Genomic DNA, 18,048 nt, shown 5'->3' with positions numbered 1-18,048 from the left:
GTATATTCCCGCCTGATGCGTCGCTGGCTCCCTGGGTTGCTCCTCTCTCTCGTAACGGTCCTCACCGCGTGTGGCGAGGCCGGCGCGCCCGTGCGCGCCACGATGAGTGCGCGGCAGGCCCTCACCAACCCGCCGGAGTTCCTCGAGTTCGAGTCTCCGTCGACGCGGCTGGAGCTCTTCCGGGAAGTGGCGCGACAGTCCGTCATCGAAGCCGGCCAAGCGGCCCAGGCCCTGGTGCTCTTCCCCGTCAGCCATCAGGGCGAGCTGCTCGCCGCGCCGGGCTTCGACGCGAAGATGGACCTCTTCCAGGCGCCGGATGCTGGCGGCAACCTGGAGCTGGTGTTCGAGTCCGGCGGGGAGCGTTGGCCGGAGGACCGCCGCGAGGGCCTGCAGGGCCTGTCCGAGCGTGAAGCGGCGGAGCTGGTCGCCCGCACGCTGCTCGCCCACTGGGACATCGAGCCGGACGGCGCGGTGCAGGTGGACCGGGCCTCGGGCGCACCGTACGCGGTCGCTTACGTGGACGGAATCCTGCGCATCAACCCAGCTTTCCTCTATCTGGCAGCAGCGTACGGTCCTTCTTCCCTGCCCGGTACGCTCCAGTAGAGTCGCGCGCCTCCAGTCAGGCCCCGTTGCCTCTCGCTCTTCCCGCGAGAGTGGGGCCGCGAGGCGACAGTGAATACCTCCGCACTTCACGCGCAGCTTCCCCTCACCCTCCAGCAGACGGACCTGCCCGCGCTCGGCCAGCACTACCGCGGCAAGGTTCGCGAGACGTACCGGCAGGATGACCGCCTCATCCTCGTGACGACGGACCGCCTGTCCGCGTTCGACCACATCCTCACCACCATTCCCTTCAAGGGCGAGGTGCTCAACCGGCTGGCGGCCTTCTGGTTCGAGCGCACGAAGCACATCGTCCCCAACCACGTGCTGGACGTGCCCGACGCCAACGTCACCGTGGCGCGCGCCTGCCAGCCCTTCTCCGTGGAGGTGGTGGTGCGCGGCTACCTCACCGGCAGCCTGTGGCGCGACTACCAGAAGGGCGCGCACACCGCCTACGGCCTGCCCTTCCCGGAGGGGCTGCGCAAGGACGAGGCCTTCCCCTCGCCCATCATCACCCCGTCCACCAAGGCCGAGTACGGCCTCCACGACGAGCCCATCTCCGAGAAGGAGATTCTGGCCCGCGGCCTGGCCAGCCCGCGGGACTGGGCCCGCATCTCCGAGGCCGCGCTGGGCCTCTTCGCCGAAGGCCAGAAGTGGGCGCGCTCCCGCGGCCTCATCCTGGTCGACACCAAGTACGAGTTCGGCAAGGTGGGCGACACGCTCTACGTCATCGATGAGATGCACACCCCGGACTCCAGCCGCTACTGGGTGGCGGACGAGTACGAGGCGCGCTTCGCGAAGGGCGAGGACCAGCGCATGCTGGACAAGGAGAACATCCGCCAGTGGCTCATCCGCGAGCGGAACTTCTCCGGCCAGGGCACGCCGCCGCCCATCCCCGACGAGGTGCGCGTGGACCTGGCCACCAAGTACGTGGCCGCCTACGAGCACATCACCGGCACGACGCTGACGCTGGAGCCGGGCGACGTGAAGTCGCGCATCGAGCGCAACCTGCGGGAGAAGGGCTACCTGAAGTAGCCCTCCTCCGTCACGGGGACGGGGCGCCTACGCGCTCCGGCCGAACACGCGCTGGAAGACGTCGTCCATGTGGCGCGTGTGGTAGCCCGGGGAGAAGCAGTCGGAAATCTCCTCGGGCGTCATCATCTTCCGCAGGTCCTCGTCGGCCAGCAGGGCCTGCCGGAAGTCGAGGCCTTCCTCGTACAGCTTCATCGCGTTGCGCTGGACGATGACGTAGGCGGCCTGCCGGTCCATGCCCTTGCGCGCCAGCTCCAACAGGAGCCGCTGCGAGTTCACCACGCCGCCCAGCAGGTCCAGGTTCTTCTTCATCTGCTCCGGGTAGACACGCAGGTCCTCCATCAGCCGCGCGAAGCGGATGAGCATGAAGTCCGCGAGGATGGTGGCGTCCGGGCCGATGACGCGCTCCACGGACGAGTGGGAGATGTCCCGCTCGTGCCACAGCGCCACGTCCTCCATGGCGCTCACCGCGTAGCCGCGCAGCAGGCGCGCCAGGCCGGTGAGGTTCTCCGACAGAATCGGGTTGCGCTTGTGCGGCATGGCGCTGGAGCCCTTCTGTCCCGCGGTGAAGGGCTCCTCCGCCTCGCGCACCTCGGTGCGCTGGAGGTGGCGAATCTCCACCGCGAACTTCTCGATGCTCGAGCCCAGCAGCGCCAGCGCGGTGAAGAACTCCGCGTGCCTGTCTCGCTGCACCACCTGGCTGGAGGCCGGCGCGGGCTTGAGGCCCAGCTTGCGGCAGACGTGCTCCTCCACCGCGGGCGGCAGGTGCGCGAAGGTGCCCACCGCGCCCGAAATCTTGCCCACGGCGATGACGTCCCGGGCGTGCTCCAGGCGCGTGCGCGCGCGGCGCAGCTCATCGTACCAGATGGCCAGCTTGTGGCCGAAGGTGATGGGCTCGGCGTGGATGCCGTGGCTGCGGCCCATCTGCAGCGTGTGCTTGTGCTCGAAGGCGCGCTTCTCCACCGCGGCCATGACGCGGTCCAGGTCCTTCAGGATGAGGTCCAGTGCGTCTCGCAGGGTGAGCGCCAGCGACGTGTCCAGCACGTCCGACGACGTCATGCCCAGGTGCAGCCAGCGCGCGCTGGGCCCCACCCGCTCCTCCATGAAGGTGAGGAAGGCGATGACGTCGTGCTTGGTGGTGCGCTCAATGTCTTCGATTTTCGCCGCGTCCTCGCGCGTGAAGTCACCGGCGCGGGCAAGGCAGTCCTCCAGCGCCTCGCGGGGCGCCAGCCCGGCCTCCACCATGCCCTCCAGCGCGGCGAGCTCCACGTCGCGCCAGCGGCGGTAGCGGGCCTCATCGGACCAGAGGGAAGACATCTCCTGACGGCTGTATCGCGGAATCACTCGTAGACCTTCACGGCAAAGTCCCGCCGCGCCGCGAGCCGGAGCAACTCCAGCACGGCGTCGGAGGACGGACCCAACTTCCTGGCGGCGGTGAGATTGAGGGACAAGTCCAGCCCCTCTGGCTGAACCACCGCCAGCGCTCCTGGATTCACCTTCTCGTGGATGATGCGGTTGGCCAGGCGCCCGGCCTGCTGGCCGATGGCCGTGGGGCTGGGCGAGAGCGCCAGCGTCGCGCCCTCCTTCACCTGGCTGGAGGTCAGCGCGGCCAGCGGAAGCCGGTTCGCCTCCGCGAAGGCGATGAGCGCCTGGACGACGGCCGCGTTGCCCACCGTCTTGTCGGCCACCATCAGCAGCGCGTCCACCTTGCCCACCGCGCCGTCCAGCACCTTCTCCGCCCGCCCGCCCGCGTCCAGCTCCAGCGGGAGGATGGACATCCCCTTCGAGGACGCCGCCGCCCGCGCCTGCGCCACCGTCCCCGACGAGAAGCGCGGGTCGTGCAGGATGCCCACGCGCTTCACCTTCGGCGACACCGCCTTCAGCGCCTCCAGCTCCGGCCCCATGTCGCTGGTGAGCGAGATGCCGGTGACGTTGGCACCATCCAGTCCGTACTTCTCGTAGTACGGCACCATGGCGAAGAGGACGGGCACGTCCTCGCCCAGCGACCGCCGGGCGGCGTTGGCGGCCAGCGGCCCCAGGGCCAGCACCATCGCGGGTTTCTGCTGCGCCAGCTTCTTGAAGAGCCGCGCGGCGGCGCCCGCGCTCTCGTCCAACATGACCTCCTGCACCTCGGCGCGCGCCTCCGCGGCGAAGCCGGCGATGACGGACGCATACGGCGCCAGGTTGGCGGACTTCACCGCGACAACGCGAGGACGGGCCGGAGCCTGCGCCACGGCCACCACGGGCAGCACCGCGACGAGGAGCGCGGTGATGCGGCCCCTCATTGCCGCACGCTCGCGCAGCAACGGAAGCCCACCGCGCTCAGGCGCTCCGCGGGAGCGCCGTTCGCCCGAGCCGAGCAGCGCGCCGCCGCATCGGGCTGGTCGAACGCGCCACCCTTCAGCGTGTACCCCCGGTCTCCGAAGCGGGAGGCCGTCCACTCCGCCACGTTGCCCGCGAGGTCCATCACCGCGTAGCCCGACTTGCAGCGCGCGAACTGCCCCGAAGCGGCCAGGCCACCTGGCGTTGCCGCGGTGTTGCAGGCGCCCGCTTCCTGAGCCTCGCCATACGGAAAACGCAGGTTGCCGGGGCCCTTGCATGCCTTCTCCCATTCCTCCTCGGTGCAGAGGCGCTTGCCCTCGCGCTCACACGTCCCCCGGGCCTCGTCCCAGGACACCGCCACCGACGGCCGCGCCCCGGCCTGGTTGGGGTACTCGAACTCGTCCACGCAGAAGGAAGACACCTGGACGCTCGCCACGGGGCGCTCGTCAGCGCCGCCCAGCGTGTCGTCGTCCTTGCGCCCCATCTTGAAGGCGCCGCCACTCACCAGCCGCATGCCCGCGGGACAGCCGCCCCCGGATGCCGCCAGCGCGGTGCCACCACCCCCGGCCGCAGGGACGGGCGCCGCTCCTCGTGCTCCAGGTTTCTGCAGCGTCTTGATGGCCAGGAAACCACCTCCGGCGCCCACAGCCAGCCCGCCAATGACAAGCAGCACCAGCCCCAGCGTCGAGCGCTTGGGCTTCGCCACCCGCGAGGCCGGCTTGGTGAGCAACGCCCCGCGAGGCGCCGTGCGCGCACCGGATGCCTCCGGCGGCTCGCTCCGCTTCCCGTTGGAGCGACTCCCCGGGTCCGACACCTCTGAGGCACGGCGACGGCCGCGCACGCCGGAGTCCTCCGCGGAGCGCCCCTTGGCTCGGCTGCCGGTGTCCTCAGCGCCCGCGCCTCGTGAGCGCGAAGACGGCTCGTCCGAGGCTCCGTCCCGGCCGCGCGCGCGTGCGGACGATTCATCCGTGGCGCCGTCCCGACCGCGCGCGCGCTCATCCGTGGCGCCGTCTCGGCCGCGAGTGCGTTCATCCGCGGCGCCGTCCCTTGGCCGCGAACGTGAGGACGACTCATCCGTGGCGCCGTCCCTTGGCCGCGAACGTGAGGACGACTCATCCGTGGCGTTGTCCCGAGCGCGCGAGCGCGAGGAGTGCTCCTCCGCGGCGCCGTCAGGAGCCCGGGAACGAGAGCGCCCCACCGTGGGTGCCGCCTCCAGCGTGGGCGCGTTGGAGCGGCCCGCGGGAACCGCTGGCGCTTCATCCAGCGTCATCGCAGGGGAGCGACTGTCCGTCACCGCGGGAGCATCCACTTGCGTGGGCGCGGCGGCCCGGCTCAGCGCCGCCTCGGACTCCTGCGCCAACGGCTCGGCGGCATCGTCCGCGTCCTTGCGCGAGGGCGCGCCCCGTGACGCCGAGGGAGGAACCGACGCGGGCCGAGAGGCGACTCCCGGCGCGGCGGGGGCCGCCTTCTGTGGTGCGGCCGGCGGCGCGATGAAGGGCAGCGCCTGCTCCGTCAGGTGCTGAGGCGCGGGCTTTCCCCGCCCCATGATGGCGGCCAGGGACGCCGCGTCCAGCGGCTGCGTGGCATCCACCGGAGGCAGTTCCGGCATGGGCGCGGGAGGCTTCGGCGCCGCAACGCCCGGAGGCGGTGGCAGCTCCTCTTCCTCCTGCACCGCGGGGAGCATGCCCGTGGGCACGGGCGGCGGCGGCCGAGCGGCCGGCCTGGCGACATTCGCGGCCGCGGGGCCCGACGCGCCCGGCACGCTTCGGGCACGCGCCACCACCGAGGCGGGCGTGCGCGACAGGATGCTGGTGAACTCGTTGAGGAACTCACCCGCCGTCTTCGGGCGAACCAGCGGGTTGAAGTTGAGCGCGCGCCGGTACAGCGCCTCGATGGAGGTCGGCAGGTCCGGGTGGTGCATCGTCAATCCGGGGATGACGCCATCCTCGGGCACCATGCCCGTGAGCATCTCCCCCACGATGACCGCGAGCGAGTACACGTCCATGCGCGTGTCCAGCTCGCCTCCGCCCACGTACTCCGGCGCGATGTAGACGTCCGCGCGCTGCCCCTTTTGCGCCTGGACGAAGGGAAGCTGCGGCACCGCCAGGCCCAGACCGTAGTCCGTCACCTTGAGCAGGTCCGGCAGGACGATGACGTTCTCCGGCTTGAGGTCGGAGTGCGGGCCAAAGCGATGCGCCGCATCCAGGGCCGCCGCCAGTTGCGACAGCAGGGGCTCCACTTCCTTCAGCGAGAAGAACTGCCCGCGCGCGGTGCGCTGCTCCATCATCCGGCGCAGCGTCATGCCCTCCAACAACTGCATGGTGAAGAAGGGCCGGTCCCCATCCAGGCCCTCCTCGTACACGCGCAGGAGGTTCGGGTGGTTGAGCTTCTTGCCCGTCCGCATGGACAGCGAGAACTGGGTGCGCTCCTCGGGCTGCTGCACCAGGCGCGGGTGCACCGCCTTGAGCGCCACCTCGACGTCGATTTCCTCGTCCTGGGCCCGGAAGACGAAGCCCATGGGGCCGGAGCCCACCACCTCCTGGATGGCGTAGCGGTCGGCGACGACGTCCCCTGGCTTGTAGGGCGCTCCCTCCGCGCCCCGACGGCGGGACGCACCAGCGGACGGACGCGCCGAGGCATCGTGCTTCAACCCACAGGTGGGGCAGGTGTCTTGAGAGGCAGGAACGAGGCTGCCGCAGCGGTAGCAAAGCAAAGCGGGCGAACTCCAGGAGGCAGTCGGGGGGCCACCTCGGGGGAAGGCCCGGCCTCTTATTCTGCACGCTCCCCTGTCATCAAGGAACGCCGAGCACAGGGGTCATTCGCTAGCGTCCGGTGGACCCGAAGCCATTTCCACCCCGGGAGGTTTCCTCCAGTACCTCCACCTCCTCGAGGGTCACCGGCGGCACCGCGGCCACCACCAGTTGAGCCACCCGGTCCCCCCGCCGCAGGGTGAAGGGCTCGTTGGAGAGGTTGATGAGGACCACCTGCACCTCGCCCCGGTAGTCCGCGTCCACCGTACCCGGTGCGTTGAGGAGCGTGACGCCGTGCCTCAGCGCCAGCCCCGAGCGGGGCCGCACCTGGCCCTCGTATCCGGGCGGAAGCGCGAGCGCGAGCCCGGTGGGAACCGCCATCCGCTCCAGGGGCGCCAGCACCCGCTCCCCATCGATGTCCGCGCGCAGGTCCAGGCCCGCGGCCTGCGCCGTCTCGTAGCGTGGAAGTGGCAGTGGCTCCGCATGGGTGCGCACACGACGCACCTTCACCGTGAGGGGGGAAGACATGCGCCGGGACCTAGCACAGGCACTCCAGCGCTCAACCCTCTTCGTGCCACGGCGGCGTGACAAGCCCGCGCGGACGTCTCCGGGAAGCAGACGTGGCCCCTCCATGGACCGTCTATGCCAGCAGGGAGCCCGGCGCTCCGCGCGCCCGGTGAAGCGCCCACGTCAGGGCACGCCGTCCTTCGCCACGGAGCGCAGAGCGGTGCGGAACTTCAGCGGGTCCACGGGCCGCGCCGCCAGCTCCAGCTGGTAGTGCAGGTGCGGTCCGGTGGAGCGGCCCGTGTTGCCCGAGCGCGCGACGAGCTGCCCTCGCGTCACCCGCTGCCCCACCGCCACCAGCAACTCCGAGTTGTGGCAGTACGCCGTCGTCACGCCGCGCCCGTGGTCCACCACCAACACGCGGCCATTCACCGCGTCCTCGCTGGCGCGCCGCACCACCCCGTCCGCCACCGCCATTACGGCGGTGCCCACCGGCACGCCCAGGTCCACGCCGGTGTGCAACTTGCGCCGGCCCAGCACCGGATGGAACCGCTCGCCAAATGGGCTCGTCACGCGCGCACTCTCGTGGACGGGCCACGCCAACCCGAAGGCGGTGGCCAGCGCCAGCGCCTGCGCAGCGCCCACGGAGGCGCCCTCGAACCCCGGAGGAAGCTGGCTCACGAGCCGCTCCAGCGTGGGCGCCCCGCCCTCCGCCGCCACGCGCTCCAAGGCGTAGCGCGCGGGCACCCGGCCCGCGAAGAGCGCCGTCAGCCGCGCCTCGTCACCCGGGAAGTCCTTCGCCAGTGCCGCATGCAGCCTGCGCGCGGCGACGGGGCCGTCGCTCGAGTCCAGCAGCAACGCGGTGGAGATGCCCAGCTCCGTGGCCAGCGCCAGCGCGGGCTCGCGAGCGCGTGCGTCCACCGACTTGAGCGCCAGGTGGGTGCCCCACGCCAGCGCCTCCGCGTCCGTGAGCGCCCGCGTCAGCGGCACGTCAGGGGCCATCAGCGCTGGCGCCACCGAGGTCCCGCTCACGCCGTCGTAGTACGCGAGCAGCGGCCGCGCGCTGCTCCGCGTCCCGGTGGCCCACGCCGTCGCCTTGCGCACCAGCGCGCCCGCGGGCGTGTGGTGGTACGCCGCCCACAGGCACAGGGCGGCCATGCAGAAGTCCAGGAGTCCTTTCGCGCGGCGCGGGAACATGGGCACCTACCGGAAGAAGGACAGCCAGGGCGTCGCATCCAGCGCCGCCGCCACCGCCAGCGGCACCACCACCGCACAGCCCAGCAGCCCCCGCCGCCAGGCCCTCCGGCTCCCGCCTTCCTCGCAGACAGCGTCCGCGTGTTGCAGGTTGCGCAGCACCGCGCGCCAGCCCAGCGACACGAGCACGCCCACCAGTCCGGCCACGGCCAGCGCGCGCGCCACGACATCCGCCGCGGCATCGCCGAACAGCTCGCGCCAGGAGAGGTACACCGAGCCCTGGATGAGCTTCGCCACCGCGCACGCGCCCGCGAGCACCACCGCGGCCGTCGCCAGCGGCCGCAGCCAGCGCATGGGCGTGGGCTTGCGCAGGCACCGCGTCCACAGTGCCTGCCACGTTGGACGCGCGGCCTGGGGCTCCAGCACGGCGCGCCACGCCTCCACCGGAGCGGGAGCCCCCGCCTCCCGGTAGCCCAGCGCGGGCAGCGCCAGCACGACATCCGCGCACAGCTCCCACGCGAGCGCCAGGAAGCGCGCAATCCGCGTGCGCTCCTCCAGCGACACCCACTCCACCCAAGGGGCCGTCAGCGCGAAGCGGCCCACGACGGCGTCGAAGGCGGCGTCCACCCGGTCCACCACCGCCAGCAGCCGCTCATCCAGCGTGTCCGCCGCCGAGTGCACCCCCACCGCCACCAGCGCCACCAGTCCCAGCGGCATGAACGCCCAGCGGAAGCCGCCCAGGAACCGGGAGAGGTCCGCCAGGAACGGCGTGGACGGCGACGCAGCGGGTGGCCGAGGTGGCAAGCAACCTCCAGTGCGGATGGGGCTCGCACCTCAACGCGCGGCCCCTCCGGAGGGTCTAAGCGAAGCCGGCCGGAAACGAAAACACCCCCTCCCGCGCGGTGGCGGAAGGGGGCGTCATGAGCGCCGGGCTCCCGCGGAGGGAGCCTGGGCTTCGAAGGACTAGGCCTTGGCGTCGGGCTGCGTGGGCGCCGGAGCCGCGGGCTGCGCGGCGGCCTCGGTGGCGGCGGCACCCTGCTGCGCCGCGCGCTCCGCCATGGCCTCCTTGCGCGACAGGCGAATCTTGCCCGTCTTGTCGATGCTGACGACCTTCACCAGCACCTCATCACCCTCGTTCAGCACGTCGGACACGCTCTTGACGCGCTTGTCGGACAGCTCGGAGATGTGGATGAGGCCGTCGGTGCCCGGGAACAGCTCCACGAAGGCGCCGAACTCGGCAATCTTGCGCACCGTGCCCGTGTAGATCTTCCCAATCTCCGCCTCGCGGGTCAGCGCCTGAATCATCGCGATGGCGGCCTTCACGGCCTCGCCGTTCGCGCTGGCGATGTCCACGCGGCCCGAGTCCTCGATGTTAATCGAGGCACCCGTGCGGGCGATGATGTCCTTGATGACCTTGCCGCCCGGCCCGATGACGTTCTTGATGAACTCGGGACGAATCTGGATGGTGGTGATGCGCGGCGCGTACTGGCTGATTTCCTTGCGGGACTCGGCCAGCGTCTTGAGCATCTCCCCCAGGATGTGGAGGCGGCCCTGACGCGCCTGCTCCAGCGCGCGGCTCATGATTTCCGTCGTCAGACCGGTAATCTTGATGTCCATCTGGATGGACGTGATGCCCTTCGAGGTGCCGCACACCTTGAAGTCCATGTCGCCCAGGTGGTCCTCGTCACCGAGGATGTCGGAGAGGATGGCAATCTTGTCGCCCTCCTTCACCAGACCCATGGCGATGCCGGCCACCGGGGCCTTGAGCGGAACACCCGCGTCCATCAGCGCCAGCGTGCCGCCGCAGACGGAGGCCATGGACGAGGAGCCGTTGGACTCCAGGATGTCCGACACCAGGCGCACCGTGTACGGGAAGGACTCGCTCTTCGGCACCATGTTGCGCAGCGCGCGCTCCGCCAGCGCACCGTGGCCGACTTCGCGGCGGCCCGGACCACGCAGCGGCTTGGTCTCGTTCACGCTGAACGGCGGGAAGTTGTAGTGCAGCATGAAGCGCTTGAACGCCATGCCGCCCAGCATCTCCAGGCGCTGCTCGTCATCGCTGGTGCCCAGCGTGGTGACGACGAGCGCCTGCGTCTCGCCGCGGGTGAAGAGCGCGCTGCCGTGGGTGCGCGGGAGCACGCCCACCTCGCACGTAATCGGGCGGACCACGTCGTGGCCACGGTCGCCGATGCGGCCACCGTTGACCGTCATCTCGCGCATGTGCTCGTACTTCAGGTCCTCCACCACCGACTTGGCGTGCTTCTCCACCAGCGGGGTGAAGCCCTCGCCCAGCTGCTCCTTGAGCTTGGCGAGCGCGTCCTTCTTCGCCTTGGAGAGCGCCTCGTAGCGGGCGGCCTTCTCCTTGATGGCGTAGCCGGCCTTGATGCCGTCCATGACCAGCTCGCGCACCTTGGCGCGCAGGGCCTCGTCCACCGCCGGGGCCTTGTCGTAGGCGCGCACCTGCTTGTTCAGCTCGCGCCGCAGCTCGTCCTGGAGGTCCAGCGCGGGCTGCGCCGTCTTGAAGCCGAAGTCGAGCGCCGCGACCATGTCGGCCTCGGAGACCTCCTCCGCGCCACCTTCCACCATGACGATGGCCTCGCGGCTCACCGCCATGACCAGGTCCAGGTCGCTCTGCTCGCGCTGCTTCGCGGTGGGGTTGGCCACCAGCTGGCCGCCGACGCGGCCCACGCGGATACCGGCGATGGGGCCGTTGAACGGGATGTCCGACACCCACAGCGCCGCGGAGGCGCCGGTGATGCCGTGGATGTCACCCTCGTTCTCCGGGTCCGAGGAGATGACGCTGGCGATGATCTGCGTCTCGTACGCGTAGCCGTCCGGGAACAGGGGGCGGCAGGAGCGGTCGACCAGGCGGCTGGCCAGCGTCTCCTTCTCCGTAAGGCGGCCCTCGCGCTTGAAGTAGCTGCCGGGGATGCGGCCCGCCGAGTACAGCTTCTCCTGGTACTCCACCGTCAGGGGGAGGAAGTCGACGTCCTTCTTCTCCCGGGCGCTCACCGCCGTCACAAGCAGCATGGTGTCGCCATAGCGGACCACCACGGCACCGTCGGCCTGCTTCGCCATGCGGCCCACTTCGATGCTCAGCTCGCTCTCGCCAATCTTGACGCTCTTCTTCAACATATCCGTGCCTCTGGATCCTTCAGGGGCGAAGACCCCACCGCGCGCACCCGGCCCGGAAAATGGGCCCGGCACCCCGCGGGAGGGCCCTCGGGGTGTTTGAGCGGTCACCCGCGCCTCGAGTCAGGCGCCAAGTTGAGGCAACCGCCAGCATGTACTGCGGAGGGCGCTTGCGGAGCGCCGGAGGGATGCCTCGGAACTTTTGATCCCTGATCGCATGGGCCGACCGCGGTCAGCCCCTCCGAACGGAAACCAAAACCTCCGCAGCCACCACTCCCTTGCCCGCCTCCACCCGCCGCGCTTCCACTGCATCAACTCACTGCGTGAATCCCTACGTCCTAAACGCGCGGGGCGCTGGTTTCTGCCAGCGCCCCGGGTCCTGCTCAACTGCCTACTTGCGGATGCCGAGGCCGTCGATGAGCTTCTTGTACCGCGCGACGTCCTTGGACTTCAGGTAGTCCAGCAGGCGGCGGCGCTGACCGACCAGCTTCAGCAGACCGCGGCGGGAGTGGTGGTCCTTCTTGTGCGTCTTGAAGTGCTCCGTGAGCATGGTGATGCGCTCGGACAGCAGCGCCACCTGCACCTCGGGGGACCCCGTGTCCGTCTCGTGGGTCCGGAACTTCGACACCAGCTCCGACTTACGCTCCTGATGCAGCGACATTCGACTCTTCCTAGCCCGCTCCGGTGGAGGTTGCTGCTCGCGTCGCCACGGTCCGCGGAGGGGTACAGACCGGGTTCGTCCTTCTAACGAGCGGGGGGCTTATAAGCTTCACCCCCCGTGGGGTCAACCTTCGACGCCTGCCCGCCAGCCCCGGAAGGTCCGGGAACGTGCGAAGACGTACAGCCACAACCCCGCGAAAAGTCCCGGCGTCAGACGAACACCCGCTGATAGCGCAGGCGCCCGCCCACCACTTCGGCCACGGCCAGCAGCGCGCCATCAGGCCCCATCACGCGCACCCGTCCGGAGCGCCCCGCGGGCACCTCCACCGGGACGCCATGGGACACGCGCCGGGCCTCGGCCGCGCCCACGCGGACCTCGGGCAGGTCTACCAGCGCGTCGGACATGGACACCAGCCGGCTGGCCAGCGTGCCCGCCTTCACCTGGTCCGGCAGGTCCGCCAGCGGCAGCGCCTGGGCCAGGGAGAAGGGCCCACTGGCGGTGCGCCGCAGCGCCTCCAGGTGGGCGCCGCAGCCCAGTGCACGGCCCACGTCCTGGGCCAGCGTGCGCACGAAGAACCCCTTGGAGCAGCGCACCGACAGCTGCAGCCGGTCCGCGGAGAAGTCGCGCAGGACGAGCTCGTAGACAGTGACCTGGCGGGCGGCTCGCTCGACTTCCTCACCCGCCCGGGCCAGCTCGTAGAGCCGCTTCCCGCCAACCTTGACCGCCGAGTACATGGGCGGAACCTGGTCGTACGTGCCGCGGAAGCGCGCCAGCGCGGCCTCGATGAGGGCGGGCGTCAGGGCGGGCACCGGCGCCTGGGCCGTCACCTGCCCCTCGGCGTCCAGCGTGTCCGTCTCCGAGCCCAGGCGCACCGTGGCGTCGTAGGCCTTGTCTCCCTCGGTGATGAAGCCCGCCACCTTGGTGGCTTCTCCCAGGCAGAGCGGCAGCACCCCGGTGGCCAGCGGGTCCAGGGTGCCGGTGTGGCCCACCTTCTTCAGGCGGAGCAGCGAGCGCACCTGCCGGACCACGTCGAACGACGTGGGACCAGAGGGCTTGTCAATGACGAGGACGCCGTCCATGTCACGCCAATAGTGGAGGCCCGGGGCTGGAACTACCAGCCTTCCTTGTTCCGGACTTCGCGCAGCAACCGGTCGATCTTGTCACCTTCGCCCACGGACTCGTCGAAGGTGAAGAAGATTTCCGGGGACACGCGCAGGTTGACGGCCGACGTCACCTCGCGGCGCACGAAGCCCTTGGCGGCCTCCAGGCCCTTCTGCGTGTCGGCGCGCTCCTGCTCGCTGCCCATCATCGAATAGAAGACGCGGGCCACGCGCAGGTCCGGGGAGACCTTCACGCCGGTAATCGTGATGTAGCCGATACGCGGGTCTCTCAGCATGCCCCGGGTGAGCAAGTCACCGATGGCCGCCTGGATTTCCTGCCCCACCCGCTCCGGTCGGGAATGCGTCGTCATTTCTTCTCCCAGTCTCGCGGGTTGCGCAGGGAGCGGGCCCGAGCCCGCGCCTCATCGAACGTCATCCGTCCACCGCTCGACGGAGACGGGCGGCCCGTGCCGCCATCCATGCCGCCCTCGTGGCGGCTCTCCCAATCCCCCAGTCCCTCGGCTTCGGCCAGCGAGGAGCGCTCGCCCCGCAGGAAGCGGGCAATGGCGGCCTCCGAATGCGCCGCCGCCTGCTCCGGAGAGAGCGGCAGCTCCTCCAGGTCCTCGTCCACGGCCTCCGCCGAGAAGGAGCCCCGGGTGGGGCCCTCGCGAGCCGGGCCGCGGGTGAAGAGCTGATCGCCCATGCCGAGGATTTCCGTCTCTCGCGACAACAGCGGGGCGACGTACATCTCCTCGACGTAGTGGATGATTTTCTCCAGCTGCTCGTCCACGTGGCGGCGCTCGTTGCCCACCACCGCGAGCGCCAGGGACGCCTTCTGCCAGAGGTCCTGGTCCTCGACCTCGGCCACGGCCACGTTGAAGCGGGCCTTGAGCCGGTCCGTCACCCGGCGGAGCACCTGCCGCTTGGACTTCAGCGAGCCGCTGTCCGGAATCTGCAGGGTGAGGCGTGCGACACCAACGAACATACAAGTCCCCCTTGCCTCTGGCGGCCGCGCCGGGGGGCAGCGGCCACCAGGGCCTCAGCACCCTGGGAAGATGGGGTCTTCCCAGGGTTTCAGGGAGGCGCCGGCGCGCTCCTTCAACTAGGTGAGGCTCTGCCGAGTCTCTTCGATCTCGTACGCCTCGATGATGTCGCCCGGCTTGAGGTCGTTGAAGCTCTCGATGCCGATACCGCACTCGAAGCCCTGCGCGACCTCCTTGACGTCGTCCTTGAAGCGACGCAGCGACGCCATCTTCCCGGAGAACAGCTGCTTGTTCTCGCGCATGAGGCGGACGAAGGCGCCGCGCTTCATGACACCGTCGAGCACCGCCGCACCGGCGATGGTGCCCAGGCGCGGCACGTTGAAGGTGTTGCGCACCTCCGCACGGCCCAGCTTGCGCTCGGTGCGGATGGGCTCCAGCAGGCCCTCCATCTCCGTACGAACCCCGTCGATGAGCTCGTAGATGATGGAGTAGCTCTTGAGCACCACTTCCTGGGCCTTGGCCGCGGCCTCGGCCCCGGACTCGGGGTTGACGTTGAAGCCGAGCACCACGCCCTTGGAGGCCGCGGCGCGCATGACGTCGCCCTCGGTGATGGCACCCACGCCGGAGTGGACCACCTCCACCTTGACCTTGTGCGTGGACAGCTTCTGGACGGCCTGCTTGACGGCCTCGGCCGAGCCCTGCACGTCCGCCTTGATGACGACGCGCAGCTCCTTGGGACCGCCGCCCGCCTTCGTCTTGGCGAACAGCTGCTCCAGGGACTCGCGGCTGACCTTGGACAGCTCGGTCTGCCGGTCCTTCATGCCACGGTGCTCGGCGATCTGCTTGGCCGCCTTCTCGTCCGCCACCACGTTGATGGCGTCGCCCGCGCTCGGCACGCCGGACAGACCGACGACCTCGGCGCAGTAGCCCGGCTTCACTTCCTTCACCTGCTCGCCGCGGCTGTTCATCATCGTGCGGACGCGGCCGTAGTGAGAGCCGGTGACGACGGCATCCCCCACCTTCAGCGTGCCCTCCTGCACCAGCACCGTGGCGACCGGGCCACGGCCGCGGTCCAGCTTGGCCTCGATGATGGCGCCCACGGACGGACGGCTCGGGTTGGCCGTCAGCTCGAGCACCTCGGCCTGGAGGGCCAGGTTCTCCAGCAGCAGCTCCAGGTTCTCCTTCGTCTTCGCGGAGACCGGCACCATGATGGTGTCGCCGCCCCACTCCTCGGGGACGAGCTCGTGGTTGGCCAGGTCCTTCTTCACGCGGTCCGGGTTGGCGCCCGGCACGTCCATCTTGTTGATGGCGACGACGATGGGCACCTCCGCCGCCTTCGCGTGCTTGATGGCCTCCACCGTCTGCGGCATCACGCCGTCGTCCGCGGCCACCACCAGCACCACGATGTCCGTCACGTCGGCGCCACGGGCGCGCATGGACGTGAAGGCCTCGTGGCCCGGCGTGTCGAGGAACGTCACGTCACCGCGCGCGGTGCTGATGCTGTACGCGCCGATGTGCTGGGTGATGCCCCCGGCCTCGCCCTGCGCGACGTTGGCCTTCCGGATGGCGTCCAGGAGGCTCGTCTTGCCGTGGTCGACGTGGCCCATGATGGTGACCACCGGCGGACGGGGACGCTCGTCCTCGGGACGGGCCTCCACCTCGGGCAGGTAGTCCTCCACCTCGAAGCCGACGCGGTCGATCTTCCAGCCGTAGTCGCCGGCAATCATCTCCGCCGTGTCCGCGTCCACCATCTGGTTCGCGGTGGCCATCTTCCCCAGGCCCATCAGCTTCTTGATGAGCTCGGCGCTGCGCACACCCATGCGCTGGCCCAGGTCGGACACGGAGATGCCCTCCTGGAGCTTGATGACCTTCTTCTCCTCGGCCATCTGGGTGATCTGCGTCTTGGCGCCCTTCTTCGTGGGCTTGCGCTTCTTGCCACGGATGGGGATGGTGACGCGGCCCCAGACCATGTCCGTCAGTTCCTGCTTGGACACGCTCTGCGTATCACCGCTGGTGCGCTTGCGCTGGCCACGCTCCTTGTTCTTGGAGACGTCCACCAGCTCGCGGCCGCGGCCCAGGTGGTCGGGGACCACCTTGTATTCACGCCGCTCGGGGATGCCCGTGCGGCCCGGCGCCATGGGGTACTGCTTGGCCTGACCGGCCGTGGGCGTCACGCGGCGCACCTGGATGAGCGGGCGCGAGATGACGACGGCCTGCGTCGCCGTGGGGCGGGCCTGCGAGCCCGTCGGCGTCACCTGGGCGTGCGGCACGCCGCCCACCATGATGGTGGGCCCCTGCGGCGTCGGGGTGGCCGAGGCCGAGGCCTGGGTGCCCATTCCGGGCGCGGACGTCGGACGCACCGGTGCCTGACCGGGACGCGCCCCCGGGCCCTGGTAGGAGCCCTGCCCCTGGTACGACGGACGACCGCCCGGACCACCGGGACGACCACCCGGGCCGCCCGGACCACCGGGACGACCGCCGGGGCCACCCGGACCGCCGGGACGACCACCCGGGCCGCCCGGACCACCGGGACGACCGCCGGGGCCACCCGGGCCACCGGGACGACCGCCGGGTCCGCGCTGCGGGTAGCCAGGCGCGGGGCCCCGGGACACGACGGTCGCGGACGTGGAAGTGCTCGTAGGCGTCCGGACGGTCGGCGGTACCGGTGAGCGTTGGGGGGGTTGGGGCAAGGTGGTGCTCTCCTGAACAGTGGGACGAGGCTGCGCGGCGGCGGGAGCCGGGACGGCAGCCGGAGGAGCCTCCGCAGGGGCCTGAGGGGCCTCGGCGGCGGGCGTAGCTGGGGCCACCTCCACGGCAGCGGGGGCCCGAGGGGCCTCGGCCGCTGGCGTGGGGGGCGTAGACGTGACTGCAGGCGCTGCGACCGGCTCCTGCGCGGCGACCGGGGCTTCGACCCGCTGGGGCTCCGGTGCGCTCGGCGCCTCGACAGGCGCGCGAGGCGCCTCCGCGGCGGCCTGGGCCGGTGCCTCGGTCATCTGAGCGGCGGCCACGGGCTCGGGCGGCGCGGCGGGCGGCTCATGGGCCGGCGCTGGCTCGGCGGCCGGTGGGGCCTCGGCTCCGGTGTCCGCGGTCGCACCGGCGGGCGGTCCCACCTTGCGGCGCACGACGAAGCCCTTCGCCGTCACGGGCGGCGTGGCCTGCTTCGGCTTGCGCTTGTCCAGAATCTTCTGGACGGCAGCGGTCGCCTGGTCGTCATCGAGAGACGACGAGTGGCTCTTGACGTCGTAACCGAGGTTCGCAAGCTCGGTGACGACCTCCTTGTTGTCGAGCTCAATCCCGTGGCTCTTGAGTTCCTTGGCGATTTCGTGGACGCGCTTCTTCGACATATTGCCCTTGTTGGCCTTCTGCTCCGCCGACTCCGGGGCGCAGCACCCTAGTCCAAACCCGAAAATGTGTGCGAGTGGTCACTAACACCCACTCCCCCCCGCACCCCTCCGCTCCCCGACCCCCGGCTCCCATGCCTGTCCGAGCTGCGACGGGTCAACCTGGCCCGCCTTTCCGCGAAAGGCCCTACCAAACGCCTTCCGCTTCAGCGCCGCCGTCAGACAACCGGCACCGCACAGGTAGGCGCCCCGTCCTGGCAGCCGCCTCTTCCTATCGACCTCGATGGCGCCTCCGGGGCCTACCACGAACCGGGTGAGCTCCGCCTGTGGTCGCCGTGACCCGCATCCGACGCACGTCCGGACCGGGCCTGACTCCGTCATGTGAGCTTCCGGCTTGGGCCGGCCAGCCGGGCGCCCCACGTCCCCTCCCTT

At 70.6% G+C, this 18,048-nt stretch carries 15 protein-coding genes; 2 read left to right on the top strand and 13 right to left on the bottom strand.

The genetic code is table 11. The annotated features are described in order from the left end of the window. The first annotated feature begins 15 nt into the window (after positions 1 to 15). Entirely contained in the window at positions 16 to 603 is a 588-nt protein-coding gene (locus VZL07_RS24960; protein ID WP_426750150.1) for a hypothetical protein, read from the top strand. 69 nt (positions 604 to 672) lie between these two features. Further along, positions 673 to 1,632: a phosphoribosylaminoimidazolesuccinocarboxamide synthase gene (locus VZL07_RS24955; protein ID WP_426750149.1), complete on the top strand. Its 960-nt coding sequence runs from the start codon at positions 673 to 675 to the stop codon at positions 1,630 to 1,632. A gap of 27 nt (positions 1,633 to 1,659) precedes the next feature. On the opposite strand, the gene purB is transcribed toward VZL07_RS24955, so the two are convergent. The 13 genes from purB to VZL07_RS24890 form a co-directional block, all read right to left on the bottom strand. Then, complete coding sequence (purB, locus tag VZL07_RS24950) at positions 1,660 to 2,973, bottom strand: adenylosuccinate lyase (RefSeq protein ID WP_426750148.1); 1,314 nt, start codon at positions 2,971 to 2,973, stop codon at positions 1,660 to 1,662. Further along, positions 2,970 to 3,914: an ABC transporter substrate-binding protein gene (locus VZL07_RS24945; RefSeq protein WP_426750147.1), complete on the bottom strand. Its 945-nt coding sequence runs from the start codon at positions 3,912 to 3,914 to the stop codon at positions 2,970 to 2,972. Before VZL07_RS24945 ends, purB begins: the two co-directional genes overlap by 4 nt. Beyond that, positions 3,911 to 6,664 (bottom strand): protein kinase domain-containing protein, encoded by a 2,754-nt coding sequence (locus tag VZL07_RS24940; RefSeq protein ID WP_426750146.1) that lies wholly within the window; start codon positions 6,662 to 6,664, stop codon positions 3,911 to 3,913. The genes VZL07_RS24945 and VZL07_RS24940 overlap by 4 nt, the downstream gene beginning before the upstream one ends. A gap of 109 nt (positions 6,665 to 6,773) precedes the next feature. Beyond that, entirely contained in the window at positions 6,774 to 7,229 is a 456-nt protein-coding gene (gene dut, locus VZL07_RS24935; RefSeq protein ID WP_426750144.1) for a dUTP diphosphatase, read from the bottom strand. 162 nt (positions 7,230 to 7,391) lie between these two features. After that, positions 7,392 to 8,402: a M23 family metallopeptidase gene (locus tag VZL07_RS24930; protein ID WP_426750143.1), complete on the bottom strand. Its 1,011-nt coding sequence runs from the start codon at positions 8,400 to 8,402 to the stop codon at positions 7,392 to 7,394. Positions 8,403 to 8,408: 6 nt separating this feature from the next. After that, the gene (locus tag VZL07_RS24925; protein WP_426750141.1) at positions 8,409 to 9,203 is read right to left on the bottom strand and encodes a hypothetical protein; all 795 of its coding nucleotides are present in this window, start codon (positions 9,201 to 9,203) and stop codon (positions 8,409 to 8,411) included. A 159-nt stretch (positions 9,204 to 9,362) separates the two neighbouring features. Beyond that, positions 9,363 to 11,534: a polyribonucleotide nucleotidyltransferase gene (pnp, locus tag VZL07_RS24920; RefSeq protein ID WP_426750140.1), complete on the bottom strand. Its 2,172-nt coding sequence runs from the start codon at positions 11,532 to 11,534 to the stop codon at positions 9,363 to 9,365. Between the two features lie 388 nt (positions 11,535 to 11,922). Then, a complete protein-coding gene (gene rpsO, locus VZL07_RS24915) occupies positions 11,923 to 12,192 on the bottom strand; it encodes a 30S ribosomal protein S15 (RefSeq protein WP_426750139.1) in 270 nt (89 codons plus the stop codon). Positions 12,193 to 12,401: 209 nt separating this feature from the next. After that, entirely contained in the window at positions 12,402 to 13,271 is an 870-nt protein-coding gene (truB, locus tag VZL07_RS24910) for a tRNA pseudouridine(55) synthase TruB (protein ID WP_426750137.1), read from the bottom strand. A gap of 32 nt (positions 13,272 to 13,303) precedes the next feature. Next, positions 13,304 to 13,663: a 30S ribosome-binding factor RbfA gene (gene rbfA, locus VZL07_RS24905; protein WP_426750136.1), complete on the bottom strand. Its 360-nt coding sequence runs from the start codon at positions 13,661 to 13,663 to the stop codon at positions 13,304 to 13,306. Continuing rightward, a complete protein-coding gene (locus tag VZL07_RS24900) occupies positions 13,660 to 14,277 on the bottom strand; it encodes a DUF503 domain-containing protein (protein WP_426750135.1) in 618 nt (205 codons plus the stop codon). Before VZL07_RS24900 ends, rbfA begins: the two co-directional genes overlap by 4 nt. Before the next feature lie 117 nt (positions 14,278 to 14,394). Further along, positions 14,395 to 17,619 carry a translation initiation factor IF-2 gene (gene infB, locus VZL07_RS24895; RefSeq protein WP_426750134.1) on the bottom strand — a complete coding sequence of 1,075 codons (3,225 nt, stop codon included), beginning with the start codon at positions 17,617 to 17,619 and terminating at the stop codon, positions 14,395 to 14,397. Positions 17,620 to 17,700: 81 nt separating this feature from the next. Next, positions 17,701 to 17,997, bottom strand: a complete 297-nt coding sequence (locus VZL07_RS24890; RefSeq protein ID WP_426750133.1) for a YlxR family protein — start codon at positions 17,995 to 17,997, stop codon at positions 17,701 to 17,703. Between the last annotated feature and the right edge of the window lie 51 nt (positions 17,998 to 18,048).

The organism is Pseudomyxococcus flavus (assembly GCF_050038885.1).
Classification (GTDB): domain Bacteria; phylum Myxococcota; class Myxococcia; order Myxococcales; family Myxococcaceae; genus Myxococcus; species Myxococcus flavus.
This window is presented reverse-complemented; position numbering and strand designations above follow the sequence as displayed.